The following is a 22,959-nucleotide window of genomic DNA, read 5'->3' on the forward strand; positions in this document are numbered from 1 at the left end:
GGGTCAGCTCTCCGGGTGATGGTCGGCGACGTTCTCGGGCATCCCGGCGCCGATCTTGGCCAGGTCGAGAAGCGCGGTCAGCGTTACCAGCGCGGCCGAGACGAACAGCGGGATCGACAGCGCCAGCCGCGGCAGTTCGAAACCGGCGGGCAGGATCGCACCGTCATAGACCCCGCGTGAGGTGGCGATGACCTTGGGCAATTGCCACAGCAGCACGCCGGTCACCGAAAGCGTCGCGGCATCGCTCAGAAGCCGGGTGACGGCCATGCCGGCGGGGCCGAACAGACCGGCGATGAAATCGACGCGCACATCCTTGAGCCGCACGTACATGGCGAAAAAGCCGAAGAAGCTGAGCCAGATGAAAAACACCATGGTCCAGGGCCACATCCAGTACGGCGCGAGGCTCATCGGCCGCAGGATGATGGTGGCCACCGTCAGTCCCAGCATCACCAGCAGGCAGACATTCGACAGCCACATGAAGATGCCGCCCAGATCCCAGTTCAGCCGGTCGATCCGGTTGAGGGCCCGCTGTCGCGGGCCCCCGGGAGTATAGTCGTAAGGCGTCACTGGCCGGAGGCCCGGCTGGCCTCGACCGCCGCCATGAAGCCTTCGGGCAGCTCGCCCTGCGCGGCCATATCGTCGTAGAAGCTCTGCATCTTCTCGACCAGCGGTGCCGTGTCGAGCACGCTGAAGGTGGCGCCGGCCTCCTCCATCCGCGCAATGCTCTCTTCGGCGACGCCGAACATCACCTCCTGCGAATAATCGCCGGCCTCCTCATAGGCCTTGAGCAGCCCAGCGCGGGTCTCCTCGTCAAGCGCGGCAAGCGCCTGTTCGTTGACCATGAAACCGATCGACTGCCAATATTCGTCGTGGCGGGTGATATAGGGCGCGACCTCGTTGAAGCGCATCGATTCGACCAGCGCGATCGGCGAGTTCACGGCCTGCACGATGCTCTTGGAGATGCCCTGATAGACCTCGGTCCACGGCAGGGTGATGACCTCGGCGCCAAGGTGGTCCCAGGTCTCGATGGCCACCTTGTTCTCATGCATCCGCAGCTTGACGCCCGCGATGTCGGCGGCGCTCTCGATCGGCACGTTGGACACCATCACCCGGTACGGCCCGCGCAGCACCTGCGTCGGATCTCCCAGCGGCCGCACGCCGGATTGTTCAGCGGCGTTGTCGAACCAGCCGGTCACCGTCTCGGAGGTCATGAACCGCTGCCAGTGATCGTAATCGTCAAAGGCGAAGGCGGCGGCGACCCAAGCCAGCGCCGGCTCCCATTTCTTCATGTAGCCGAAGCCCTCGGCGTAGACCTGGATGATATTGGCCTGCAATTGCTCGAGTACCGCGTCTTCCTTGCCGAGCTGCTCGTTCGGAAAGACATCGATCTTGAGCTCGCCATCGGTGTATTCCTCGGTCAGCTCGGCGAACTTGGCGAACACCTGCCCCTCGGGGCTGTCCACCGGCATCTTGGTCGCCATGCGCCAGGTGGTCTCGGCCAGCGCCGGGCCGGCCAGCGCCAGCGCCAGCGCGGTGGTCAGGGTCAGTCGCATCGTCTTGGTCATGGTCTTCTCTCCGTGTTGGGGGCTGCGCGACCGGTTGTCCGGTTCATGATGTCTTTGCTTGGCAGCCGGGGGTTGGCGGTTCGGTGTCGGCCGGTCCGCGGGATGGGGTCGGTCAGTCGTGCAGGCCCGGGGCGACATGGTCGCGCACCAGCGTGGCGCCAATGGCGGCCAGCCGCGCCACCAGCCTGTCGCCGGTCTCGGCCGAGCAGAGCGTCGGGTCGCAGCCGAAGGCGCCGGTCTCGGTGGCCTCCAGCGCCTCGATCGGCACCTGTATCCTGGCGCCGTCGACGGTGACGGTGTTGAAACCGGAAATCGCCAGCCCCTTGATCTCGGCGCCTTCGGGAGCCGGCCGGATTAGGTCGGGGCGCAGCAGGTCGGGATAGAAATGCAGCCCGACCGAGGTCAGCGGATCGCCGCCATGGCCCGAGGATTTCGCCGCCTGCTCCGGGCCGATCAATCCCGGCAGCTCGCCATAGGCCACTTGCCACAGATACATCGACGGCACGAAAAGCCCGGCCTTCTGGCGCCAGCGCAGCGTCACCTCGGTGATCGCCGGCACATTGCCGCCATGGCCGTTGACGATCATCACCTTGCGGATGCCGTGCCGGTTGAGACAGGCGAACATGTCGTCGAGAATGCCGCACAACGTGGCATGGCTGATCGAGATCCCGCCATGGCTGCTGTCAAAGTAATCGCGTCCGCCAAAGGGGATCACCGGCGCCACAAAGGTCGCCACGCCCTCGGCGCGGGCCGCCTTGGCGATCTCCACCGCCATCAGGTCGGCGGCCAGATAATCGCCCATCGGCGCATGGATGCCCTGATCCTCGAGCGAGCCCATCGGCAGCAGCACGACGGCCTCTGCGGTCAGGGCCTGCCGCGCCTCTTCCGAGGTCAGTTCCGCCATGCGGATCTTGTTGATCATGAGGGGCTCCTTGAAATGCTTGTCACTGTCACATGCAGTGAACCGGTCGCGGGCGGCGCCGTCCAATTCAAAGGGTTTGTCAGCCGATAGAGAAAATTTTTGCCGTGCCGCCAGAGGCTTGGCGGCGCCTCTCAGGCGCCCTCGTGGAGCGGACCGGCGGCGGCCGCCGCCCGGCGCGCGCCGGGCAGCCGGGCAAGGCGGAATGGCGCGGGATCGACCAGCGGCGCGGCGCCGGTGGCCAGTTCCGCCGCCAGTTGCCCGGCGCCGGGGCCCAGCCCGAAACCATGGCCGGAAAAGCCGGTGGCGATCACCAGCCCCGAGATCCCGGGGGCCTGGTCGATCACCGGCACCCCGTCCGGGGTCACGTCGATGATCCCGCCCCAGCGCTCGCGCACCGGCACGCCGGCAAGCGCCGGAAAGCTGTGGCAGACGTCGCGCAGCGCGGCCGCCAGCAGCCGGTCCTGCGGCGCGGGGTCGAGCACCCGGCAGCGCTCGAACGGGCTGATCTCGTCGCCGCGCCAGCGCCGCGGCGTGACCAGCGTGTCGATCAGGCTGCGATCCACGGTCAGGGAAATCTCGCGGCGGTTCTGCCGCAGCCCGGCGGCAAAGCGCGGCGCCTGGCGCAGCAGATCATGGGTGAGCTGCACCGGCGTGCGGCCGCGGCGCGCCACGGTATAGCCACCGTCGGCCCGCGGCCGGATGCCAAAACGACCGGTGCCGAGCGCCAGCGCCGGGCCGCCGGCCACCGGCGCGGTGCGCAGCACCGAGCTGCGCACCCGCACCTGTGGCAGATCGATCCCGAGATTGCCGCAGAACAGCCGCGACCAGGCTCCGGTCGCAAGGATGGCGGCGCCGCAGCGGATCACCCCGCGCTCGGTCACCACCGCCGACACCCGGCCGGCCTCGGTCTCCAGCCCGCGCACGGCGCAATTGGTGAGCACGGCGGCCCCGGCGTCGCGCGCGCCCTCGGCCAGCGCCGGCGCCGCCAGCGCCGGTTCGGCGCGGCCGTCGTCTGCGGTCATCAGCGCCGTCGTGGCGGCCAGCCGCGCGCCGGGAAAGTGATCGGCCAGCCCGGCGCGATCCAGCCGCATGACCCCGAGGCCGAAACGCCGCGCCTCGGCCTCGACCCCGTCGAGCCAGGCCTCCTCGCGCGCACTGCCGGCGCCATAGACGATGCCGCAGCGGCGAAAGCCGGTGTCGCGGCCGATGCGGGCGTTCAGCCCGGCCCAGAGCGTCAGGCTCGCGATGCCCAGCGGATATTCCGCCGCCGCCCGGCCCATGCGCCGCACCCAGCCCCAGTTGCGCCCCGATTGCTCGCCGGCAATCCGGCCCTTTTCAAGCAGCGCCACCCGCAGCCCCTGCTCCGCCGCCCAGAGCGCCGCCGAACAGCCGATGATGCCGCCGCCGATGACCACCAGCTCCACCGCCTCGGGCAAATCGGCGTCGCCCGCCACCGTCGTCACCCAGGGCCGCATCACAGCCCCGGCTCGTAACGCCAGTTCACCGCCAGTTCGGAGACGCTGGCGCTGTTCGGCAGGCGCACGATCTCGGCCACCAGCCGGCCCAGATCCGCAGGCTGGGTGATCTCCTCGCGCGGCAGATCGTGGCGCAGGGTCATGTCGGTTGCGGTGAAACCGGGGCAGATGGCGCAGGCCCGCACGCCGCTGTCCCAGCCGGCCCGGCGGGCGGCATGAGACAGCGCTACAGCGGCATGTTTGGTCATCTGGTAGCCGGCGTTCAACCCCAGCACCCGCTTGCCCGAGAGCGAGGCCAGCACGATCACCCGGCCCTGCCCCGACCGGCAGAGCGCCGGCAGCGCCGCCCGGGTCAGCCGGAACGGCGCCTTGACGTTCACCGCCAGCAATTGCTCGAGCGCCGTTTCCATCTCGTCATCGGGCTGCGGCGCCTCCGGCATCAGCTCCAGCGGGCCGCCGGTTCCGGCATTGTTGACCAGCACGTCGATGCGGCCGAACTGCGCCTCGGTCGCTGCCACAAAAGCGCGGGCGGCGGCCGGATCGGCGGCATCGTAAGGCACCTCGAGCGGATCGAGCGTGGCGATCTCGGGCGGCAGGCTGCCGGCGCGGCGCAGCCCCAGCGCCAGCCGGTAGCCGCGCGCCGCCAGCGCCTGCGCAATCGCCGCCCCGATGCCGCGGTTGCCGCCGGTGATCATCGCCACCGGCGCACTCATGCCACCGCCTCCGGCGCCGCCTTGATGCAGGCGGCCTGCCACCCCGGTTCGATCCTGCGTGCCGCTGGCACCGCCTCGGCGCAGGCCGCCTCGGCCAGCGGACAGCGGGTGCGGAACGGACAGCCCGAGGGCGGGTTCGCCGGGCTCGGCAACTCGCCGGGCAGAATTCGCGGCGCGCCGCCGGTCGGGCGCGGCTTCAGGCTCGGCGTCGCGGTCAGCAGCGCCCGGGTATAGGGATGCGCCGGCGTGGCAAACACCCGCTCGGCCGGGCCCTCTTCGACAACCCGGCCAAGATACATCACCACGATCCGGGTGCAGAGATGGCGCACCACATGCAGATCATGGCTGATGAACAGCATCGCGAGGTCGAGATCGCGGCGCAGGTCCATCAGCAGGTTGACCACCTGCGCCTGGATCGACACGTCGAGCGCCGAGACCGGCTCGTCGGCGACGATGAAATCCGGCCGGGTCGAAAGGGCGCGGGCCACCGCGATGCGCTGGCGCTGGCCGCCGGAGAAGGCATGCGGCCGGCGCGACGCGGCCGAACGCGGCAAGCCGACCTGATCGAGCAGACGAAACAGCTCGGCCTCGATCTCGCCGGGCGGCACCAGCCGGTGAATGCGCAGCCCGTCGGTGATCTGCGCGCCGATGCTGCGCCGCGGATCGAGCGAGCCGAAGGGATCCTGAAACACCATCTGCATGCGCCGCGATAGCTTTCGCCGCTCGGCCGCCGACAGCGCCGCCAGATCGCGGCCGTCAAAGCTGACGCTGCCCTCGGTCGGCCGGTCGAAGCCCATCATCATCCGGCCGAGCGTGGATTTGCCGCATCCGCTTTCGCCGACCACGCCGACGGTCTCGCCCGGCGCCAGCGCCAGGGTGACATCGCGCACCGCCCAGACATCGCGCACCCGGCCCAGCAGGCCCTGCCGGCCGGGAAAGTTCCGCGCGAGGCCCCGGGCCTCGACCAGCGGGGCGGGCTTGGCTCCCATGTCGAACATCAGCAGACCTCCTTCCAGCGGATACAGCGCGAGCTGCGGGACGCCTCCGGGTGGCTGGTTTCCGGCACCCGGCTGGTGCATTGCGGCAGCGCATGATCGCAGCGCGGCGCAAACCGGCAGCCCGGCGGCATGTCATGCGGCGGCGGCACGCTGCCGGGAATGGCGCGCAGCTGATCTGCCGCGCCCTCGGGGACCGAGGCGATCAGCGCCGCGGTATAGGGGTGTTTCGGCCGGGCAAAGACCTCGGCCACCGGCCCGGTCTCGACCACCTCTCCGGCGTACATCACCACCACCCGGTCGGCCAGTTCCGAGACAACCGCAAGGTCATGGGTGACGAAGATCAGCCCCATGTCCGGCGTGTCGGTCTTGAGCTTGCGGAACAGGTCGAGGATCTGGGCCTGGATCGTCGGGTCGAGGGCGGTGGTCGGTTCGTCGGCCACCAGCAGCCGGGGAGAATTGGCCACCGCCAGGGCGATCATCGCGCGCTGGCGCTGCCCGCCCGAAAGCTCATGCGGATAGGCGCGGCGGCGGCGTTCGGGATCGGGAATGCCGACATGGCGCAGCAGCTCGACGACGCGGGCCTGCACCGCGCGCTCGCCGGTCAGACCGCCGGCGCGCAGCGCCTCGGCCAGCTGGTCGCCGACCCGGTGCACCGGGTTGAGCGCTGCGGCGGCGTCCTGAAACACCATCGACACCTCCGGCCCGCGCAGCGCCCGAAACGCCTCTTCGTCCATCTGCGCCAGGTCGAGCACCGCGCCCGCGCGGGTGCGATAGCGCATCTCGCCGGCGCTCACCCGAAGCTGGTCGGGCAGAAGCCCGAGCAGCGCCAGGCTGGTGAGCGTCTTGCCCGATCCGCTCTCGCCGACCAGCGCCACGGTCTCGCCCGGCATCACCGTCAGCCCGGCACGGCGCACCAGGTCGATCTGCGGCGTCCGGCCGACCGAGATGGCGAGGTTGCGGATTTCGACCAGCGGCCCGTTGTCGTCCGCGGCCCCGGGCCGCCGCGCCGCCGCCGTCTTGCGCCGCCCCGGCCGCCGCATCCACAGCGCGCCGCCCTTGGTCACCTCGCGCGGGTCGAGCGCGGTTTGCAGCCGGTCGCAGAGCAGGTTGAAGGTCAGGATGGTGCCGGCCAGCGCCAGCGACGGCCAGACCAGCAGCATCGGCGCCTGTTCCATCGCGCCCCGGGCGGCGCGGATCATCAGCCCCCAGGACGGCGTCGGCGGCACCACGCCCAGGCCGAGGAAGCTCAGCCCGCTCTCGATCACCATGGCCGAGGCCACCACCAGCGACATCTGCACCAGCAGCGGCGGCAGCACGTTGGGCAGGATGGTGCGGCCGAGGATGGTCAGCGGCGGCGCGCCCATGGCGCGCTGTGCGGTGACGTAATCCAGCCCGCGCACCTGAAGCGTCGCGGCATAGGCGACGCGGGCGTAATTCGGGGTATAGAGCAGCGTCAGCGCCAGGATCAGCGGCCAGGTGCCGGCGCCGAGGATGGTCACCACCAGCAGCGCCAGCAACAGCGGCGGCAGGCACAGCAGCACCTCGGCGGCGCGCACCGTCAGCACTTCGACGACGCCGCGGAAATAGCCGCCGAGCAGGCCCAGCAGGGTGCCGATCGTGGCCGCCGCCAGGGCCGAGCCGACGGCAATGAACAGCGAGGCCCGCCCGCCCCAGATCAGCCGCGCCAGCACGTCGCGGCCGAACTCGTCCTGGCCCAGCCAATGCGCGGCCGAGGGGCCGGCGAAACGGTTCGGGATGTCCATGGCGCGCACGTCGTGCAGCGGCAGAAGCGGCGCCAGCAGCAGCACGGTGACAAGCGCGAGGACGATGCCGCCGGGCAGCAGCAGTTTTCGGGTCGATCGGCTCATGGCGTCACCAGCGAGATACGCGGGTCGAGCGCGGCATTGACCACGTCCACCACGAGGTTGAGAAAGACAAAGAGCACCGAGATCGTCATCACGATACCGACCACTTCGGGATAGTCCCGGGCGTCGACGGCGGCGACGAGATAGCCCGACAGACCCGGCCAGTTGAACACGAATTCGACCAGCACGGTGCCGCCGATGAGCGTGCCCATCTCGAGCCCCAGCACCGTCAGCACCGGGATCAGCGCATTGCGCACCACATGGCGGCGCAGGATGGTGTTGCGGCCCAGCCCCTTGGCGCGGGCGGTGCGCACATGGTCGCGCTCAAGCACCTCCAGCACCGAGGCGCGGGTCATCCGGGTGATCACCGCCCAGAGGCTCAGCGCCACGGTGCCGGCCGGCAGGATCAGCAGTTTCAGGTGTTGCACCGGATCCTCCGAGAACGGCACGAAGCCGCCAGCCGGCAGCCATTTCAGCTGTTGCGCAAAGATCAGGATCACCACCGAGCCGACCACGAAGACCGGCGTCGACAGCGCCGCAGAGGCCAGCAACGAAACGAAACCGTCGGCCTTGCCGCCGGCGCGGATCGCCGCCCAGGTGCCCAGCGGCACCCCCGCCAGACTGGCCAGCAGGGCGGCGGTGAAGATCACCTCGAGCGTGCGCGGCAGGCGCGTGGCGATCTGTTCAATCACCGGCGCGCCGTCACGGAACGACGCGCCGAGATCGCCCGAGAGCAGCCCCCCCAGATGGTCGAGATACTGCTGCCACAGCGGGGCGTTGAGCCCCATCTTCTCGCGCAGCGCGGCCACCGCCTGCGGATCGGGCGCGATGCTGCCCTGGCTCAGCAGAAGTTCCGCCGGATCCCCGGGGATCAGGTGCAGCAACAGGAAGACCAGCGTCACCACCACCCAGACCAGGAAGATCGCGACGAGACTGCGGTAGGCTATGTATCTGACCATCGGGGACCGCTCAGCCCAGCATGGTTTCTTCCAGCGTGATGCCGGAATAGAAGGTCAGCTGCCCGGGCAGGTTGGCAAAGCCCGAAACGCCCGCCTTCATGCCATAACCCTGCGCCCGCCAGGCGAGACCGACCAGCGGCACCGTCTCGATCGCGGTGCTTTCCAGCTCGTGGTAGATCGCCTTGCGCTCCTCGGTGTCAAAGGTCGCCCGACCCCTGGCGAAAAGCTCGGTGATCTCCGGCGTCGGCATGTCATAGCTGCGCACGAACGAGGGCGGCAGCGAGCCGTCAAGCACATTGACCAGCCCGTCGGGGTCGTTGTTGTCGGCGGTGGTGCCCATCACGGCAAGGTCGTACTGGCCTTCGTTGCCCTTCTTCACCCGGCTCGACCATTCCGGCAGATCAAGCTGCGCGTTGATGCCCACCATCGAAAGATAGGCCTGACAGACCTCGGCGGTGGATTGGTGCATGCCGTATTGCGCCGTCGACAGCATGGTGCAGGAGAAACCGTCGGGATAACCGGCCTCGGCCAGCAGCGCCTTGGATTTTTCCGGGTCGTAAGACCAGGCGTCGGCCAGGTCGGGGTTGAAGAATTCCGATTTCTCCGCGATCGGCAGATGGGTCAGCGCCCCGCCGCGATCGTAGAAGGCCGCCGCAACGATATCCTCGCGCTTGATGGCATGCGCCACGGCCTGCCGCACCTTGGGGTTGTCGAACGGCGGCTTGCCGGCGTTGAAGGTCAGATACATGAACGGCCCGTCGGTGACATCGAGCCTCAGCGCGTCATTGTCCTCGACCTGTGCCATGGCCTGCCAGGGCACGTATTCGGCAAGATCGACGTCGCCCGCTTCCAGCGCCGCAACGCGCAGGTTCTCGTCGGCATAGACGATGGCCTCGACCCCGGCGAGCTTCGGCAGCCCGGGCTTGTAATAGCCGTCGAAGGCCGTGAGGCTCAGCGACACGCCGCGTTCGATGCTGTCGAGCGTGAAGGGCCCGGCGCCGATCTCGGTTTCGGGGCTTTCGCCGGTCTTGATGATCGGCATGTGGTAATGCGCGAACCAGCCCGGCAGGGTCGCCAGCGGCTCCGAGGTATGCAGCCGCACGGTGCGGGCGTCGGGCGTCTCGACCTTGGTGATCAGCGACATCTGGCCCTGGCTGAAAGCGGCGCTGTCGGGCTTGGCGACCTCAGCGATGGTATAGGCCACGTCCTCGGCGGTGACCGGCGTGCCGTCGTGCCACTGCGCCTCGCGCAGGGTGAAGGTCCAGACCCCGGCGTCATCCACCGACCAATCCTCGGCCAGCTCGCCGCGCAGCATGCCGTCGGCTCCATAGCTCAGAAGCCCGCGGTGCATCATCAGCTTGATGGTCCCCGCCGCCGTTCCGGCCGAGGTCCAGGCCGCGAGGCTCGGCGGAAAGGTCGACAGCGCAAAGCGCAGCGTGCCGCCCTCCTGCGCCATCAGCGCGCGCGGGCCGAGGAAGCTCAGCGCCCCGGCGCCTCCGAGTGTCGTGGCGAGAAAGCCGCGGCGGTTCAGTCCATTGGTCATTGCAGTCTCCTTGTCGGTTGTGGCGGGCTCTTTTCGGCCCTTCGGGTGGGTAAAGGTTCGGGGGCGCGTCACTCGGCGGCGACGCGGCGTTCCTCGGGATGGCCATAGCCGCCCCCGCCGGGGGTGACCACCTCCAGCCATTCGCCCCGGCGCAGGGCACCCTGGCCGCGATCGAAAGGCGCGGTGCCGGGGCCGGTGGCATAGCTGCCGTGGCCGCCCTCGCCGCCGCCCGCCAGCCCCCAGGAGCGCGACAGGTTGCGCGAGATATCGACCCGGACAAGGCAATCCTCGGTGGCGCGGTAGACCCGGCGCAGCCCCATGCCGCCACGCTGGCGGCCGGTCCCCTGCGAGCCGTCGACCAGCTCGTAGCGCTCGAGGATCAGCGGATATTCGACTTCCAGCGCCTCGACCGGCAGGTTCGATGTATTGGTGGCATGCACATGGATGCCGTCCAGCCCGTCGGCCGCGGGCCGGGCGCCGCCGCCGCCGCCGATGGTCTCGAGATAGACCCAGTAGGCGCCGGCCTCCGGCCCGCTCTGCCGGGTGCCCGAGAACTGCGCCACCGTGCAGGTCGAATTGGTGCAGGCCGAGACCCGCTCGGGCGCCGCCTGCGCCAACGCGCCAAGGATCAGATCGGCCACCCGCTGGCAGGTCTGCACCCGCCCGTTGACCGCCGCCGGATGGGCGCAATTGAGGATCGATCGGTCCGGCGCCGTCACCGTGATCGGCCGCGCCAGCCCGGCATTGGGCAGCACCGTCGGATCGACCACCGATTTCACGATGTAATAGACCGTGGCCAGAAGCGCGGTGCGCGTCATGTTGATGCCGGCTCGGACCTGCGGCGGCGCTTCGAAGGCCAAGGCGATGTCCTCGCCGGAAATGGTCACCGTGACCGCCAGCGGGATCGGCGCGTCGAAATCGAGATTGTCGAACACATCCTCGAACCGCCACGCCCCGTCCGGCAGCGCCGCCAGGCCGGCGCGCATCTTGCGCTCGGCGTAGTCCAGCAGCGCCTGCCCCGAGGCCAGCACCGTCTCGGCGCCATAGCGCGCGCACAGCTCCTGAAAGCGCTGCACGCCGACCCGGTTCGCCGCCATCTGCGCGCGCAGATCCGACAGCCGTTCGCGCGGCACCTGACAGTTCAGCAGGATCAGGTTCTGCACATCTTCCTGCAACACCCCTTCGCGATATAGCCGGATCGGCGGGATGCGCAGCCCCTCCTGATAGATATGGGCATGCGCCCGGTCGACGAAATCTGAATGGTGCGCAAGGTTCACCGTCCAGGCCACCAGCCGGCCGCCATGAAACACCGGCTCGGCCAGCACGATGTCGGGCAGATGGGTGCCGCCGCCCTGATAGGCGTCATTGCCGACAAACACATCGCCGGGGCGGATGCCCGCCGCGTCATGCAGCGACAGCACCATCGGGATGAAATCGAGGAAACTGCCCAGGTGCACCGGGATATGCTCGGCCTGGCAGAGCGTGCGGCCGGCCCGGTCGAACAGCGCGGTGGAACAGTCGCGGCGCTCTTTGACGTTGGTGGAATAGGAGGCGCGCACCAGTGCCTCGCCGGTTTCCTCGACGATCGAGGACAGCGCGGCGCCGATGACCTCGACGGTGATCGGATCGAGCGCGGGGGCGGTGTCGGTCATTGGCCAAGCTCCAAAATCAGGTTGTCGATTTCGTCGACGTGGGCCGAAACCCCCGGCGGGATCAATGTGGTGGTGTCCATCTGCTCGACGATGGCCGGCCCGTCAAAACGCATCCCCGGCCGCAGCCGGTCGCGGGCATAAAGCGTGGTCTCGGTAAAACAGCTGGTTTCCGGATACCAGACCCGGCGCGCGCCGATGATGGCGCGGTCGGCCGCCTCGGGGCCAAGCGCCGCCCGCGGCAGCTCGGCCTTTTGCACCAGCCCCACCGCCTCGGCGCGGAACGTGACGCAGAAAATGCGCTCCTGCTCCACGGCAAAGCCATACATGCGCCTGTGCGCTTCGGTGAAGCCCTGGCGCAGCGCCGCCAGTGTCTCGGAGGTGACCGGCCCGGCGGGCAGGTCGATCGACAGCTCGTAATTCTGGCCTTCATAGCGCATGTCGACACGGCGGGTTAGCCCGCGCTTGTCGGCGGCGATCTCCTCGGCGGCGAACCAGCCCTCGGCCTCGGCCGTGACCGCCGCGGCGGCGGCGCCGATCTCGGCCAGCGACGCCTCTTCGAGCGGCATCAGCCGGGTCAGCGGGAATTCCGCCCGCAGATCGGTGAGCAGCAGCCCCATGGCGCAGAGCGTGCCCGGCGTGCGCGGGATCAACACGCGCGGCATGCCCAGCTCCTGCGCCAGACGCACCGCGTGCAGCGGCCCGGCGCCGCCAAAGGCCATCAGCGCATAGACCCGCGGATCGTGGCCGCGCTGCACCGAGATCACCCGGATCGCCTTGGCCATGTTGGCGGTCACCACCGAGATGATGCCTTGGGCGGTGGCCATGGTGTCCATGCCCAGCCGTTCGGCCATGCGGTCGATGGCGGCCAGGGCGAGATCGCGGCGCACCTCCATGCGGCCGCCCAGCAGATGCGTCGGATTGAGCACCTGCAACACGATATTAGCGTCGGTCACCGTCGGCTCCGCCCCGCCGCGCCCGTAGCAGACCGGGCCGGGATCGGCGCCGGCGCTGTCGGGGCCGACCTTGAGCAGCCCGCCGGCGTCGATCCGCGCGATCGAGCCGCCACCGGCGCCGACGGTGTGAATGTCGAGCATCGGCGCCTTGATCGGATAGCCGTGCACCTGGCTTTCATGGGTCCGCGCGGTCTGCCCACCGGCCATCAGCGCCACATCCGACGAGGTGCCGCCCATGTCAAAGGTGATGATGTCGGGCGCGCCGGCCGCCGCGCCGATCACCTGCGCCGCCACCACGCCGGTCGACGGCCCCGAGAGCACTGCCCGCACCGGCGTCTCCGCCGCCACCTCGAAACGCACCACGCCGCCGTTCGACTGGGTCAGATGCGGCGGCACTGTCAGGCCGAGATTGTCAAGCCGTGGTGTCAGGCGGCGGATATAGCGCTGCATGATCGGCCCGAGATAGGCATTCACCGTCGCGGTCGAAAGCCGTTCGAATTCGCGAAACTCCGGTGCGATCTCATGGCTGGCGCAGAGAAAGACCCCGGGCAGCTCCTGCTCGAGGATCGCCCGGGCGCGCTGTTCATGCGCCGGGTTGACGAAGGCATAGAGAAAGCAGATCGCCACCGCCTCGACCCCTGCCGCGCGCAGCCCGGCCCCGGCCCGGCGCACCGCGTCCTCGTCAAGCGCGGTCTCGACACTGCCGTCGTGCAGCAGCCGCTCTGGCACTTCGAACCGCAGCGCCCGCGGCACCAGCGTCTGCGGCTTGTCGGCAAAGATGTCGTAGAGATCCGGGCGTTTCTGGCGGCCGATCTCCAGCAGATCGCGAAAGCCGGCGGTGGTCAAAAGCCCGACGCGGGCGCCGCGATGGGTGATCAGCGCATTGGTCGCCACCGTGGTGCCATGGCCGAGATAGGCCACCGCGGCCGCCGGATCGGTCTCGGCGCCGGCGCATTCGCGCATCGCCTCCTCGACGCCGCAAGCAATGCCGCGCGACGGATCATCGGGGGTCGAAGACACCTTCCAGACGTCCATCTTGCCCGAGGTCTCGTCGAACAGGCAGATATCGGTAAAGGTGCCGCCCGAATCCACCCCGACGCGCCATTGCGCCAGACCATCCGCCGTGTCGGTAACATCCTTCATTTTCGCGCTTTCCCTGCTCTGCACTCTGCGATAGGCACCGGCTCGACCCGGCCGGAGGCACCTGACCCCCCTGCCCGCTCCGCCCGGAACGGCCCGGATCAGACCGGCCGAACCCGGCGCGGTGGCCTGGGGTCATCGGACACGCGGAACCCCCGCGCCGTCCAATCCAAAACTTTTGTGACAGGGAAAAAAAAGTCTATCGAGGGCAGGCCAGACCGGCGCCGCCCAATCCGCAGGCATTTGAAAAGCCTGGGCGTTTTTCGGGGCCTCGGGCATGCCGCCGCGCGCGGGTCACCGGGAATTTGCCCGCAAGAGCGCCCCGGATCCGACGCGCAAAGATCCACCGTTGCCGGTCAACCGCCGACGAAGGGCGGGGAAGCAACCGCCGGCGCCCGCCGGGCCAAGGTCCGAAACCGGCCGAAGCGGCCGCGCGATCCCGGCTCCACCGCGCCGGGCCGAACTGCGCTCAGGCCTCGCCCATCCGGGCCGCCGGCTCAGCGATAGACCGCATTCGGCAGCCAGAGCGCGATGCCGGGGATGAAGGTGATCAGCAGCAGCACGATCACCAGCGGCACGAGAAAGGGCATCGTGGCCCGCACACATCGCTCGAAACGCACGCCCGAAACCTCGGCCAGGACAAAGAGCACCATGCCCACCGGCGGCGTCAGCAGCCCCAGCATCAGGTTCAGGATCAGCAAGATCCCCAGGTGCACCGGGTCGATGCCGGCGCTCAAGGCGATCGGCATGAGCACCGGCACGAGGATGGTGATCGCCGCGATGGTCTCCATGAACAACCCGATCAACAGGACGATCCCCATCATGATCAACAGCAGGATCTGCGTGTTGTCGGTGATGCCCAGAAGTGCCGCGCCCAGCTTGGTCGCCACCTGCTCCGAGGTCAGGATCCAGGCAAAGACCGCCGCCGAGGCGATGATCATCAGAATCGCGGCCGAGGTGATGATCGTGTCCATCGACACCCGCACCAGGTGCCGCCAGGTCAGTGAACGATAGACCAGGAGGCCCAGCACCAGCGCATAGCAGACGGCGGCCACCGCGGCCTCGGTCGGGGTAAAGATGCCGGTGGCGATGCCGCCGACGATGATCACCGGGGTCAGCAGCGGCAGAAAGGCCTGCTTGAAGGTCTCCCAGATGCGGCAGGCGCTGATCCGGCCGTCGCGCGGATAGCCGCGCTTCCACGAATACCATGCCACCATGACCATCAGCGACACCGCCATCAGCAGCCCCGGCACCAGACCGGCCGCGAACAGCTCGCCAATCGAGACCGAGGCCATGACGCCATAGATCACCAGCGGCAGCGAAGGCGGAATGATCGGGCCGATGGTCGATGAGGCGGCGGTGACCCCGACCGAGAAATCGGTGTCATAGCCGCTTTCGCGCATGGCCTTGATCTCGACATTGCCAAGCCCGCCGGCATCGGCCACCGCGGCCCCCGACATGCCGGCAAAGATCACGCTGGCCCCGACGTTCACATGCCCCAGCCCACCGGGCAGCCAGCCCACCAGCGACCGGGCAAAGGCAAAGATCTTGGTGGTGATGCCGCCGGTGTTCATCAGATGCCCGGCAAGGATAAAGAACGGAATGGCCAGCAGCGGAAAACTGTCGATGCCGCCGATCATCCGGTGGATCAACAGCACATCGGGCAGCCCCTTGATCATGATATAGGCCAGCGAGGCGCCGCCCAGGGCGACCGCGACCGGCACGCCCAGGATCAGGAAGACGGCGAGCAGGATGAAAAGCACGGTCAGAGCCATGTCAGGTGTCCTCCGAGATGAACGGGAGCTTGGCGGCGGCGATGTCCTGCGCCGGGCGCCGCGCCTGCCGCACCAGGATGACGGCGGAAAGACCCGCCATGCCGGCGCAGCCCAGGGCGACGGCGTAATAAAGATAGGCCTTGGGCATCTGCACCGAGACCATGCTGGAATTGGTCCGCTGCGCCAGCTCCACACCAAGCCAGCCGGCATAGCCCCAAAAGACCGTCACCAGCGCCTCGACCCCCAGAACCACCGGCTTGATCACCCTCGGCGCCATGTAGTGATAGGCAAATTCGAGAAAGATATGCTTGCCCAGGCGAACACAGGTCACGCCCCCCAGAAAGCCCAGCAAGATCAGGAAATAGCGCGCGATCTCTTCGGTCCAGCCGAGGCTGTCGTTCAACACGTAGCGGGTGAAGAATTGCAGCGCGACAATCACGAACAGGATCGCAAAGACGAGCAATACGGGGATGTCCATCCAGCTGACATCCGAAATATCGTCGGTGACTTCCTCCGCCTCGCCGATCAGCGCGTCGATCTGGTCTTTCCGGGTCATCGGGTCCTCCTCCCTGGGGTGCCGCGGCCCGGCAAGCCTCGGGCCGCGGCGGCGTGCGATCTCGCCTTACTCGGCGTCCGGCACCGCCTGCAAGCGCTCGTAAAGCTCGGTCGGGAACGGCTGATCGCCATTGGTCAGCGCCGGCGCCACGGCGGCGATAAAGGGCGCGCGGTCCACCTCGTTGACGGTGACCCCCTCGCCCCGGAACCAGTCGGCCAGCTCGGTCTCGGCCTGCACGATGGCGGCGGTGGCGTCGTCGGCGGTTTCCTTCAGCACCTCGTCCAGGATCTGCCGGTCCTCGTCCGACAGCATCCCCAGCCGGAAGCCGGACACCACGGTATAGGTCGAGTTGATGATGTGGCCGGTCAGGCTGATGTCGCTCTGCACCTCGTGAAAACGCTTGGCCTTGATCGTGGTCAGCGGGTTTTCCTGGGCATCCACCACGCCCTGTTGCAGCGCCAGATAGACCTCGGCAAAGGCCAGCGGTGTCGGGTTGGCCCCGACGGCGGCCGGAAACAGCATATAGGCCGGCGCGCCGGGCACGCGGATTTTCAGGTCCTGCATGTCCTCGGGCGTCAGGATCGGCTTGTTGGCGGTCACGTGGCGCGAGCCGTAATAGCTGACCGCCGCGATCTCGTTGCCGCCGGTGGCATCGGCGTAGCCCCGGGCCACCTCGGCAAAGACGTCACTGCCGAAATAGGCTTTCCAGTGATCGAGATTGCGCAGGGTAAAGGGGAAATCGGTCATCGAGGCCGGGCCATAGAACGACCCCGCAAAGCCGGCGCCGGTATAGATGATATCGACGGTGCCCAGCGACAGGCCTTCGTTCAGGTCGGTCTCCTTGCCCAGCGACGAGGCCGGGAAAACCTCGATCGAATGGCGGCCTTCGGTGCGCTCCTCGAACAGCTCCGCGGCCTTTTCGGCGGCGGCCTGCAACGGGTGGCCGACTTCGTAGACATGCGCGAACTTCAGCACATCGGCAAAGGCGGCGCTGCCCATCAGGCTCGCGGCCAGGGCAACGGGCCCCATGACATTGGTGATCTTCATTTCTCTCCTCCGGAATTTCATGGTTTGGGGTGGGTGCAACGTCAGGCCGCCACATCGTTGGCGCGGCGCAGCTTGTCCCAGTCGAATTCGACACCGATGCCCGGCGTCGAAGGCGCAACGGCCCGGCGGTTTTCAAGCACCAGTGGCCGGTGGGTGTATTCGTCGATTGGAAAACTGTGCACCTCGATCCAGCCGGCATTGGGCCGGGCGGAAACAAGGCTGACGTGAAGCTCCTGCATGCCGTGGCTACAGACCGGGATACCGGCCTCGCGCGCCATCTCGGCGACCTGCAACCAGCCGGTGATGCCCCGGCAGTTCGAGGCGTCGGGCTGGATGAAGGCCAGTTTCGAATTCTCGAAGGCGTGGCGGAATTCCTGTGCGGTATGCAGGTTCTCGCCCATCGCCAGCGGGCAGCCGGTGGTCTCGGCGATGTGGCCATAGCCGACATAATCGTCCGGCTCGATGGGCTCTTCGAACCAAGTGATATCCAACTCCATGAATCCGCATGCCGCCGCGATGGCCTGATCGACCGTCATCGCGTAATTGGCGTCGACCATGAAGTCGATATCCGGCCCGATCAGCGCGCGCACCGCGCGGGCGCGGGCCAGGTCTTCGGCCAGATCGGGCTTGCCGACCTTGATCTTGACGCCATCGAACCCCTGATCGAGATAGCCCTGTACGCTGGCCAGAAGCCTGTCCTGCGAATAGTTCAGATCGATCCCGCCGCGATAGGCCCGGCACCGGTCCGAGGCGCCGCCGGCCACCTTCCACAGCGGCTGGCCCAGTTCGCGGCACCTGGCGTCCCAGAGCGCGATATCGATTGCGGCGATGGCAAAGCTGTCGATGCCGCCGCGGCCGACATAATGGATGTGCCGGCCCATCGCGGCATTCAGCGCTTCGATGTCACCGGCCTCTTGCCCGGTCAGCCATCCCGCGAAATCGTGCTCGATCATGGCAAGGATCGCGTGGCCGCCCTTGCCGCCGGTATAGGTATAGCCAGTCCCGCGGCTGCCATTGTCCAGCCGGACCTGCACGATCACCAGTTCGAAATGGGTATGATCCCCATGCATGGCATCGCTGAGAACCTCTGCCAGCGGCAAGGTGAACAATTCGGCGGTGACGGCTTCTATCTTGGGCATGTACCTGGCTCCTCCTGTCAATTTGGTCTTACCAAATAACGATACGGGGCGTCAATATCCGAATTTTCCTGCCAAGTCTGTAATTATGGTAAGTCCATTTTCGAGGCTTTGGGGCCAATAGCGACATGGGGCAAGCCTGATGGCACTAGGTGCCTGCCATCGAAGGAACGGCCCCTGATCCACCCGGCCCGGGGCCGCAGCCCCCTGCCCCACCCATGGCCAGCGGCACGCAGCGCTTCGGGCAATCCCTCCGGGGCCTCTCCGAGCGGTCCGGGGAGGAGCCAAAGATCGTCTTTCGGCGCTCCTTCACGGCCGTCGAGGACGCCAGGCGCAGCCCGGCGCAAGTCCCATCGATCCCGATCGTCAGTTCGGCAAACCCGCCTTGTGCAGAAAATGTCCCAGTGACCGGGAATGTAGGCCCTGTCCGCGTGGGTTGGACAGGAATTTCCAGCTAACAATGTCCGCGCGGGAGGGCGGTGTCAGGGACATTGCCAGGTTGATGATGGTACTTTGGATCGGATGGCGTTCTGAGATGACCGATTATGCGTCCGGGCCGCGGCAGAAGGGCTTGCGTTTTCCGCGCGAGGTCTTCGCCTAGTACTACAGTTGCGGATGCTATGAACTTCTGGCTCAACCGTCTCAGGAGTGGGAGGGCTGGGTCATGTCAGTTTCGGCTTGGGCGGGCGAAGCAACATCTGCCATTCCCGGCTGGTGAACTGGAAGGCTTGATCGGAATGCACCGTGTTGGTCAGAAATAGATCGGTCTCATCCAGCGCGTCGAGCAGAGCGCCGGGAGACCACCTCGCCCCTCGGATTGCCATCCACCCGAGGTTCGGCTAAACGGTGCCCATTCCGGTCGCAGCCTACCCGGACACCAAAACAAGGGCCCAACATGAAAACTCTCGTCATCTGCTCGGGCGGACTCGATTCCGTGTCGCTCGCTCATATCACCGCCGATGAGCATCAACTCACCCGGCTGGTGTCCTTCGATTACGGCCAACGCCACCGCAAGGAGCTCGACTTCGCGGCCGCGGCGGCGCAGCGGCTCGGCGTTCCGCATCACCTGATGGACATGCGCGGGATCGGTGCCGCGCTCTCCGGATCGGCGCTGACCGACGACATCGATGTGCCTGACGGCCATTACGCCGAGGACACGATGCGCATCACCGTCGTGCCGAACCGCAACGCCATCATGCTGGCGATCGGTTTCGGAGTTGCCGCCGCCAACGGCGATGAGGCTGTTGCGACCGCCGTGCATGGCGGCGATCACTTCATATATCCCGATTGCCGCCCTGGTTTCGCCCGCGCCTTCGACGCCATGCAGCAGGCTGCGCTCGACGGCTATGCCGAGGTGCACCTCCACACGCCCTTCGTCGAACGCAGCAAGGCCGACATCGTGCGCGAGGGCGCCCGCCACGGCACGCCCTTCGCCGAGACCTGGTCGTGTTACAAGGGCGGCGCGCTGCATTGCGGCCGCTGCGGCACCTGCGTCGAGCGCCGCGAGGCGTTTCACATCGCCGGTGTTCCGGACCCTACCGCCTATGCCGATCCCGAGTATTGGGCGACGGCAATTGCCGAGCGGGAGGCCACCTGATGTTCCGCATCCGCAAGGAATTCCACTTCTCCGCCTCGCACCAGCTTTCGCATCTGCCGCCCGACCACCAATGCGCGCGGCTGCACGGGCACAACTATGTCGTCGTGGTGGAACTGGCCGCCGAAACGCTGAATGACGACGGTTTCGTGCGCGACTACCACGATCTGAAACCGCTCAAGAGCTATATCGACGATCAATTCGACCATCGCCATCTGAATGACATTTTCGATGTGCCCTCCACCGCCGAGCACATGGCCCGCCATTTTTACGACTGGTGTGCCGCGCGTTGGCCCGAGACCAGCGCCGTGATGATCAGCGAGACGCCGAAAACCTGGGCAGAGTACCGGCCATGACCCTGCGCATCGCCGAGATATTCGGGCCGACGATCCAGGGCGAGGGCGCATTGATCGGTGAGCCCACGGTTTTTATCCGCGCCGGTGGCTGCGACTACAGGTGCAGCTGGTGCGACAGCCTGCATGCCGTTGAAAGCCGGTATCGCCATACTTGGGCGCCGTTGAGCGACGTGGAAATCTGGGATGAGGTGCTGCGTCTTTCGAACGGTCAGCCGTTGACGGTCTCGATCAGCGGCGGCAATCCCGCGATCCAGGATTTCGCTCCGGTGATCGCGCGGGGACGTGCGGCGGGGTATCGCTTCGCCTGCGAGACACAAGGTTCCTTGGCCAGAGATTGGTTTGCGGAGCTCGACACGCTGGTTTTGTCGCCGAAACCCCCCTCGAGCGGCGAAACGGTGGACTGGGATGCCTTCGATGGCTGTGTCTCCGCCGGCAAGCCGGCGCGGCAGTCGGTGATGAAGATCGTCGTCTTCGACGAGACCGATTACCAATGGGCCAAAGCCGCCCATGCCCGCCACCCGGACCTGCCGCTCTACCTCCAGCCGGGCAACGCCGAGGTCGACCCCGACACGCCGGTCGATCTGCGGGCCCTGTCTGCCCGGCTGGAATGGCTGACCGACAGCGCGATGGCCGACGGCTGGTTCGCCCCCCGCATCCTGCCGCAGCTTCATGTCCTGATCTGGGGCAACAAGCGCGGCGTCTGACCTTAAGGAGCCCCCATGTCCGAAAATATCTACAGCGATCTCAAGCAGCTTGGCGGCGAAACCCGCATTCCCGCCAGCCCGGAAGAGGCTGAACTGGAGCGTGTGCCCAACCCACAGGCCGACCTGGCCTATAATGTGCGCTTCACAGCGCCGGAATTCACCTCGCTCTGCCCGATGACCGGACAGCCGGATTTTGCCCACCTGGTGATCGACTACGTACCCGGCGCCTGGCTGGTGGAATCGAAATCGCTGAAACTGTTCCTGACCTCCTTTCGAAATCATGGTGCGTTTCACGAGGATTGCACGATCTCTATCGCACGCCGCCTGGTCGATTTCCTCGAACCGCAATGGCTGCGGATCGGCGGCTACTGGTATCCGCGCGGCGGCATTCCGATCGACGTGTTCTGGCAGACCGCCCCGCGTCCCGAGGGCCTCTGGCTGCCCGATCAAGGCGTGCCGCCCTATCGCGGCCGGGGTTGAAAAGCAGAGCAAGCGTTTCGGGACTGCCAGGATAGCAGCCGCTACTCCCCGACAACTGTCAAATGGGGGAGTAGCACGCAAAAAGGCATTCAAAAACAGTGATCTAAAATGGCGCGCCTTTGCAGGCAGGTGATTGAATTCGCCACCGGAAGAATCTGGCTTGACAAACCAGGTTGTGAAGAAGAACTTCCGGCGCGAACGGTTCCCAATCGGGATGAAAAGGGAACCCGGTGCCAAGCCTTCTGGCTTGAACTCCGGGACTGCCCCCGCAACTGTAGGCGGCCGTTTCGACCCATGCGCCCGTCGGGCGATGCCACTGTGTCACAGAACAGGCACGGGAAGGCGGGTTGGAACGATGGCCGCGAGTCAGGAGACCTGCCGTTCCGGCCTGCGATGGAGCAGAGCCGAAATTTCAATGCGCACCGGACGGGGTGTCCGGAAAAGGAGCGTCAATGATCCAAATAGCTCGCGGCCGCGGTCGTATCCTCTGTGTGCTTGCAACTGCCATTCTCGCATCAACTGCCTTGCGGGTTCAGGCCCAGGCAACCACCTATCCTCTTGAAATCCGCAACTGCCAGAGGGACTTGATCCTGGATGCAGTTCCGGAGCGCGTGGTGGCGATCGGACAGGGCACAACCGAAATCTTGCTCTCGCTCGGCCTGGCCGACAAGATCGTCGGTAGCGCAATCTGGCTGGCGCCTTTGCCAGAGGAATTGGCCGAGCAGGGCCAAGCCTTGCCGCGGCTGGCGGATAAGTCGCCCAGTTTCGAAGCGGTGCTGGACACCCGCCCCGATTTCGTCGCGAGTCAGTGGATCAACGACATCGCTCCCGAACAGGCGCGGGTCGGCACCTTTTCCCAGTTCGGAGATTTCGGCATTGCCACCTATGTGTCGCCGGCCGAATGCGCCAAAAGCGATTTCAGCACCGGCAGCGGTGACGGAGCCCGGTCTCAAGCCTGGTCCATGGACCTACTATCCCGCGAGATTGCTGAGCTTGCCGGCATTTTCGATGTGTCGGACGCCGGTGCGGCTCTGATCGAACGCAACGCGGCGCGGATCGAAACCGCAAAGGCACATGTACGCGGGCTGCGAGCAGGCGACGTTTCGGTTCTCTTCTGGTTTTCCTCACCGCAGACCGAGGGAGAAGCCTATGTGGCCGGCCGTTACGGGGCCCCGGCTTGGATCTCGGATATCGTCGGGGTCCGCAATGTCATCACCTCGGAAGAAGAATGGCCGCTGGTGGGATGGGAAACAATTTCGGGCCTCGACCCGGATGTAATCGTGCTGGGAAAGATGGATCGGCGCCGTCTGCCGGCCGATGACGTCGCCGCCAAGCGCGCGTTCCTGCAAAGCGATCCTGTGGCCAGTCAGCTGAGCGCAGTGCGCAATGGCTGGTTGATTGAAATGGACGCTCAGTCGATGAACCCGACTCTGCGCGCGGTAGACGGGGTCGAAACGCTTGCCGCCGGCCTACGAGCCTTCGGCCAAGCACGGTGATCGCCGAGGCGCGCCCCGCGCCCAGGTCGC

At 67.1% G+C, this 22,959-nt stretch carries 20 protein-coding genes and 1 riboswitch; of the genes, 5 read left to right on the forward strand and 15 right to left on the reverse strand.

The window, feature by feature from the left end:
• Positions 1-3: 3 nt before the first annotated feature.
• The 15 genes from AC0J5K_RS18110 to AC0J5K_RS18180 all read right to left on the reverse strand — a co-directional run bounded on the left by AC0J5K_RS18110 (position 4) and on the right by AC0J5K_RS18180 (position 18,302).
• Complete coding sequence (locus tag AC0J5K_RS18110) at positions 4-567, reverse strand: TRAP transporter small permease (protein WP_074838176.1); 564 nt, start codon at positions 565-567, stop codon at positions 4-6.
• On the reverse strand, positions 564-1,565 hold the full coding sequence (locus tag AC0J5K_RS18115; RefSeq protein ID WP_048534683.1) for a TRAP transporter substrate-binding protein: 1,002 nt from the start codon (positions 1,563-1,565) through the stop codon (positions 564-566). Before AC0J5K_RS18115 ends, AC0J5K_RS18110 begins: the two co-directional genes overlap by 4 nt.
• Positions 1,566-1,677: 112 nt before the next feature.
• A complete protein-coding gene (locus AC0J5K_RS18120) occupies positions 1,678-2,487 on the reverse strand; it encodes a creatininase family protein (RefSeq protein WP_048534680.1) in 810 nt (269 codons plus the stop codon).
• Positions 2,488-2,618: 131 nt separating this feature from the next.
• Complete coding sequence (locus AC0J5K_RS18125) at positions 2,619-3,962, reverse strand: NAD(P)/FAD-dependent oxidoreductase (protein WP_274565522.1); 1,344 nt, start codon at positions 3,960-3,962, stop codon at positions 2,619-2,621.
• Positions 3,962-4,675, reverse strand: a complete 714-nt coding sequence (locus AC0J5K_RS18130; protein WP_274565521.1) for an SDR family NAD(P)-dependent oxidoreductase — start codon at positions 4,673-4,675, stop codon at positions 3,962-3,964. The genes AC0J5K_RS18125 and AC0J5K_RS18130 overlap by 1 nt, the downstream gene beginning before the upstream one ends.
• Complete coding sequence (locus tag AC0J5K_RS18135; protein WP_473009911.1) at positions 4,672-5,664, reverse strand: ABC transporter ATP-binding protein; 993 nt, start codon at positions 5,662-5,664, stop codon at positions 4,672-4,674. The genes AC0J5K_RS18130 and AC0J5K_RS18135 overlap by 4 nt, the downstream gene beginning before the upstream one ends.
• An 8-nt stretch (positions 5,665-5,672) precedes the next feature.
• Entirely contained in the window at positions 5,673-7,541 is a 1,869-nt protein-coding gene (locus AC0J5K_RS18140) for a dipeptide/oligopeptide/nickel ABC transporter permease/ATP-binding protein (RefSeq protein ID WP_274565519.1), read from the reverse strand.
• The gene (locus tag AC0J5K_RS18145; protein WP_274565518.1) at positions 7,538-8,497 is read right to left on the reverse strand and encodes an ABC transporter permease; all 960 of its coding nucleotides are present in this window, start codon (positions 8,495-8,497) and stop codon (positions 7,538-7,540) included. Before AC0J5K_RS18145 ends, AC0J5K_RS18140 begins: the two co-directional genes overlap by 4 nt.
• Before the next feature lie 10 nt (positions 8,498-8,507).
• A complete protein-coding gene (locus AC0J5K_RS18150) occupies positions 8,508-10,040 on the reverse strand; it encodes an ABC transporter substrate-binding protein (RefSeq protein WP_274565517.1) in 1,533 nt (510 codons plus the stop codon).
• A 68-nt stretch (positions 10,041-10,108) separates the two neighbouring features.
• Entirely contained in the window at positions 10,109-11,692 is a 1,584-nt protein-coding gene (locus AC0J5K_RS18155) for a hydantoinase B/oxoprolinase family protein (protein WP_074838188.1), read from the reverse strand.
• Positions 11,689-13,788 (reverse strand): hydantoinase/oxoprolinase family protein, encoded by a 2,100-nt coding sequence (locus AC0J5K_RS18160; RefSeq protein WP_274565516.1) that lies wholly within the window; start codon positions 13,786-13,788, stop codon positions 11,689-11,691. The genes AC0J5K_RS18155 and AC0J5K_RS18160 overlap by 4 nt, the downstream gene beginning before the upstream one ends.
• A 494-nt stretch (positions 13,789-14,282) precedes the next feature.
• Positions 14,283-15,560, reverse strand: coding sequence for a TRAP transporter large permease (locus tag AC0J5K_RS18165; protein WP_274565515.1), 1,278 nt, complete (start codon positions 15,558-15,560; stop codon positions 14,283-14,285).
• A gap of 1 nt (position 15,561) precedes the next feature.
• Positions 15,562-16,116 carry a TRAP transporter small permease gene (locus AC0J5K_RS18170; RefSeq protein ID WP_074838196.1) on the reverse strand — a complete coding sequence of 185 codons (555 nt, stop codon included), beginning with the start codon at positions 16,114-16,116 and terminating at the stop codon, positions 15,562-15,564.
• Between the two features lie 66 nt (positions 16,117-16,182).
• A complete protein-coding gene (locus AC0J5K_RS18175) occupies positions 16,183-17,163 on the reverse strand; it encodes a sialic acid TRAP transporter substrate-binding protein SiaP (protein ID WP_083416123.1) in 981 nt (326 codons plus the stop codon).
• A gap of 41 nt (positions 17,164-17,204) precedes the next feature.
• Positions 17,205-18,302: a mandelate racemase/muconate lactonizing enzyme family protein gene (locus AC0J5K_RS18180; protein ID WP_274565514.1), complete on the reverse strand. Its 1,098-nt coding sequence runs from the start codon at positions 18,300-18,302 to the stop codon at positions 17,205-17,207.
• 892 nt (positions 18,303-19,194) lie between these two features.
• Here AC0J5K_RS18180 and queC point away from each other — a divergent pair.
• The 5 genes from queC (at position 19,195) to AC0J5K_RS18205 (ending at position 22,929) form a co-directional block, all read left to right on the forward strand.
• Complete coding sequence (gene queC / locus AC0J5K_RS18185) at positions 19,195-19,896, forward strand: 7-cyano-7-deazaguanine synthase QueC (RefSeq protein WP_274565513.1); 702 nt, start codon at positions 19,195-19,197, stop codon at positions 19,894-19,896.
• Positions 19,896-20,249, forward strand: coding sequence for a 6-carboxytetrahydropterin synthase QueD (queD, locus tag AC0J5K_RS18190; RefSeq protein WP_048534664.1), 354 nt, complete (start codon positions 19,896-19,898; stop codon positions 20,247-20,249). The genes queC and queD overlap by 1 nt, the downstream gene beginning before the upstream one ends.
• A complete protein-coding gene (gene queE / locus AC0J5K_RS18195) occupies positions 20,246-20,953 on the forward strand; it encodes a 7-carboxy-7-deazaguanine synthase QueE (RefSeq protein ID WP_274565512.1) in 708 nt (235 codons plus the stop codon). Before queD ends, queE begins: the two co-directional genes overlap by 4 nt.
• 15 nt (positions 20,954-20,968) lie before the next feature.
• Positions 20,969-21,433 carry a preQ(1) synthase gene (gene queF, locus AC0J5K_RS18200; RefSeq protein ID WP_274565511.1) on the forward strand — a complete coding sequence of 155 codons (465 nt, stop codon included), beginning with the start codon at positions 20,969-20,971 and terminating at the stop codon, positions 21,431-21,433.
• Positions 21,434-21,615: 182 nt separating this feature from the next.
• Positions 21,616-21,830: riboswitch (cobalamin riboswitch) on the forward strand.
• A 55-nt stretch (positions 21,831-21,885) separates the two neighbouring features.
• Entirely contained in the window at positions 21,886-22,929 is a 1,044-nt protein-coding gene (locus AC0J5K_RS18205) for an ABC transporter substrate-binding protein (protein ID WP_274565510.1), read from the forward strand.
• Positions 22,930-22,959: the final 30 nt, after the last annotated feature.

The sequence above is a fragment of the Marinovum sp. E3 genome (assembly GCF_055755275.1).

Coding starts and splice junctions, on each gene's coding strand:
- AC0J5K_RS18115 (WP_048534683.1), bottom strand. CDS start 1,565: ATGACCAAGACGATGCGACTGACCCTGACCACCGCGCTGGCGCTGGCG.
- AC0J5K_RS18120 (WP_048534680.1), bottom strand. CDS start 2,487: ATGATCAACAAGATCCGCATGGCGGAACTGACCTCGGAAGAGGCGCGG.
- AC0J5K_RS18125 (WP_274565522.1), bottom strand. CDS start 3,962: ATGCGGCCCTGGGTGACGACGGTGGCGGGCGACGCCGATTTGCCCGAG.
- AC0J5K_RS18130 (WP_274565521.1), bottom strand. CDS start 4,675: ATGAGTGCGCCGGTGGCGATGATCACCGGCGGCAACCGCGGCATCGGG.
- AC0J5K_RS18135 (WP_473009911.1), bottom strand. CDS start 5,664: ATGGGAGCCAAGCCCGCCCCGCTGGTCGAGGCCCGGGGCCTCGCGCGG.
- AC0J5K_RS18140 (WP_274565519.1), bottom strand. CDS start 7,541: ATGAGCCGATCGACCCGAAAACTGCTGCTGCCCGGCGGCATCGTCCTC.
- AC0J5K_RS18145 (WP_274565518.1), bottom strand. CDS start 8,497: ATGGTCAGATACATAGCCTACCGCAGTCTCGTCGCGATCTTCCTGGTC.
- AC0J5K_RS18150 (WP_274565517.1), bottom strand. CDS start 10,040: ATGACCAATGGACTGAACCGCCGCGGCTTTCTCGCCACGACACTCGGA.
- AC0J5K_RS18155 (WP_074838188.1), bottom strand. CDS start 11,692: ATGACCGACACCGCCCCCGCGCTCGATCCGATCACCGTCGAGGTCATC.
- AC0J5K_RS18160 (WP_274565516.1), bottom strand. CDS start 13,788: ATGAAGGATGTTACCGACACGGCGGATGGTCTGGCGCAATGGCGCGTC.
- AC0J5K_RS18165 (WP_274565515.1), bottom strand. CDS start 15,560: ATGGCTCTGACCGTGCTTTTCATCCTGCTCGCCGTCTTCCTGATCCTG.
- AC0J5K_RS18170 (WP_074838196.1), bottom strand. CDS start 16,116: ATGACCCGGAAAGACCAGATCGACGCGCTGATCGGCGAGGCGGAGGAA.
- AC0J5K_RS18175 (WP_083416123.1), bottom strand. CDS start 17,163: ATGAAGATCACCAATGTCATGGGGCCCGTTGCCCTGGCCGCGAGCCTG.
- AC0J5K_RS18180 (WP_274565514.1), bottom strand. CDS start 18,302: ATGCCCAAGATAGAAGCCGTCACCGCCGAATTGTTCACCTTGCCGCTG.
- queC (WP_274565513.1), top strand. CDS start 19,195: ATGAAAACTCTCGTCATCTGCTCGGGCGGACTCGATTCCGTGTCGCTC.
- queD (WP_048534664.1), top strand. CDS start 19,896: ATGTTCCGCATCCGCAAGGAATTCCACTTCTCCGCCTCGCACCAGCTT.
- queE (WP_274565512.1), top strand. CDS start 20,246: ATGACCCTGCGCATCGCCGAGATATTCGGGCCGACGATCCAGGGCGAG.
- queF (WP_274565511.1), top strand. CDS start 20,969: ATGTCCGAAAATATCTACAGCGATCTCAAGCAGCTTGGCGGCGAAACC.
- AC0J5K_RS18205 (WP_274565510.1), top strand. CDS start 21,886: ATGATCCAAATAGCTCGCGGCCGCGGTCGTATCCTCTGTGTGCTTGCA.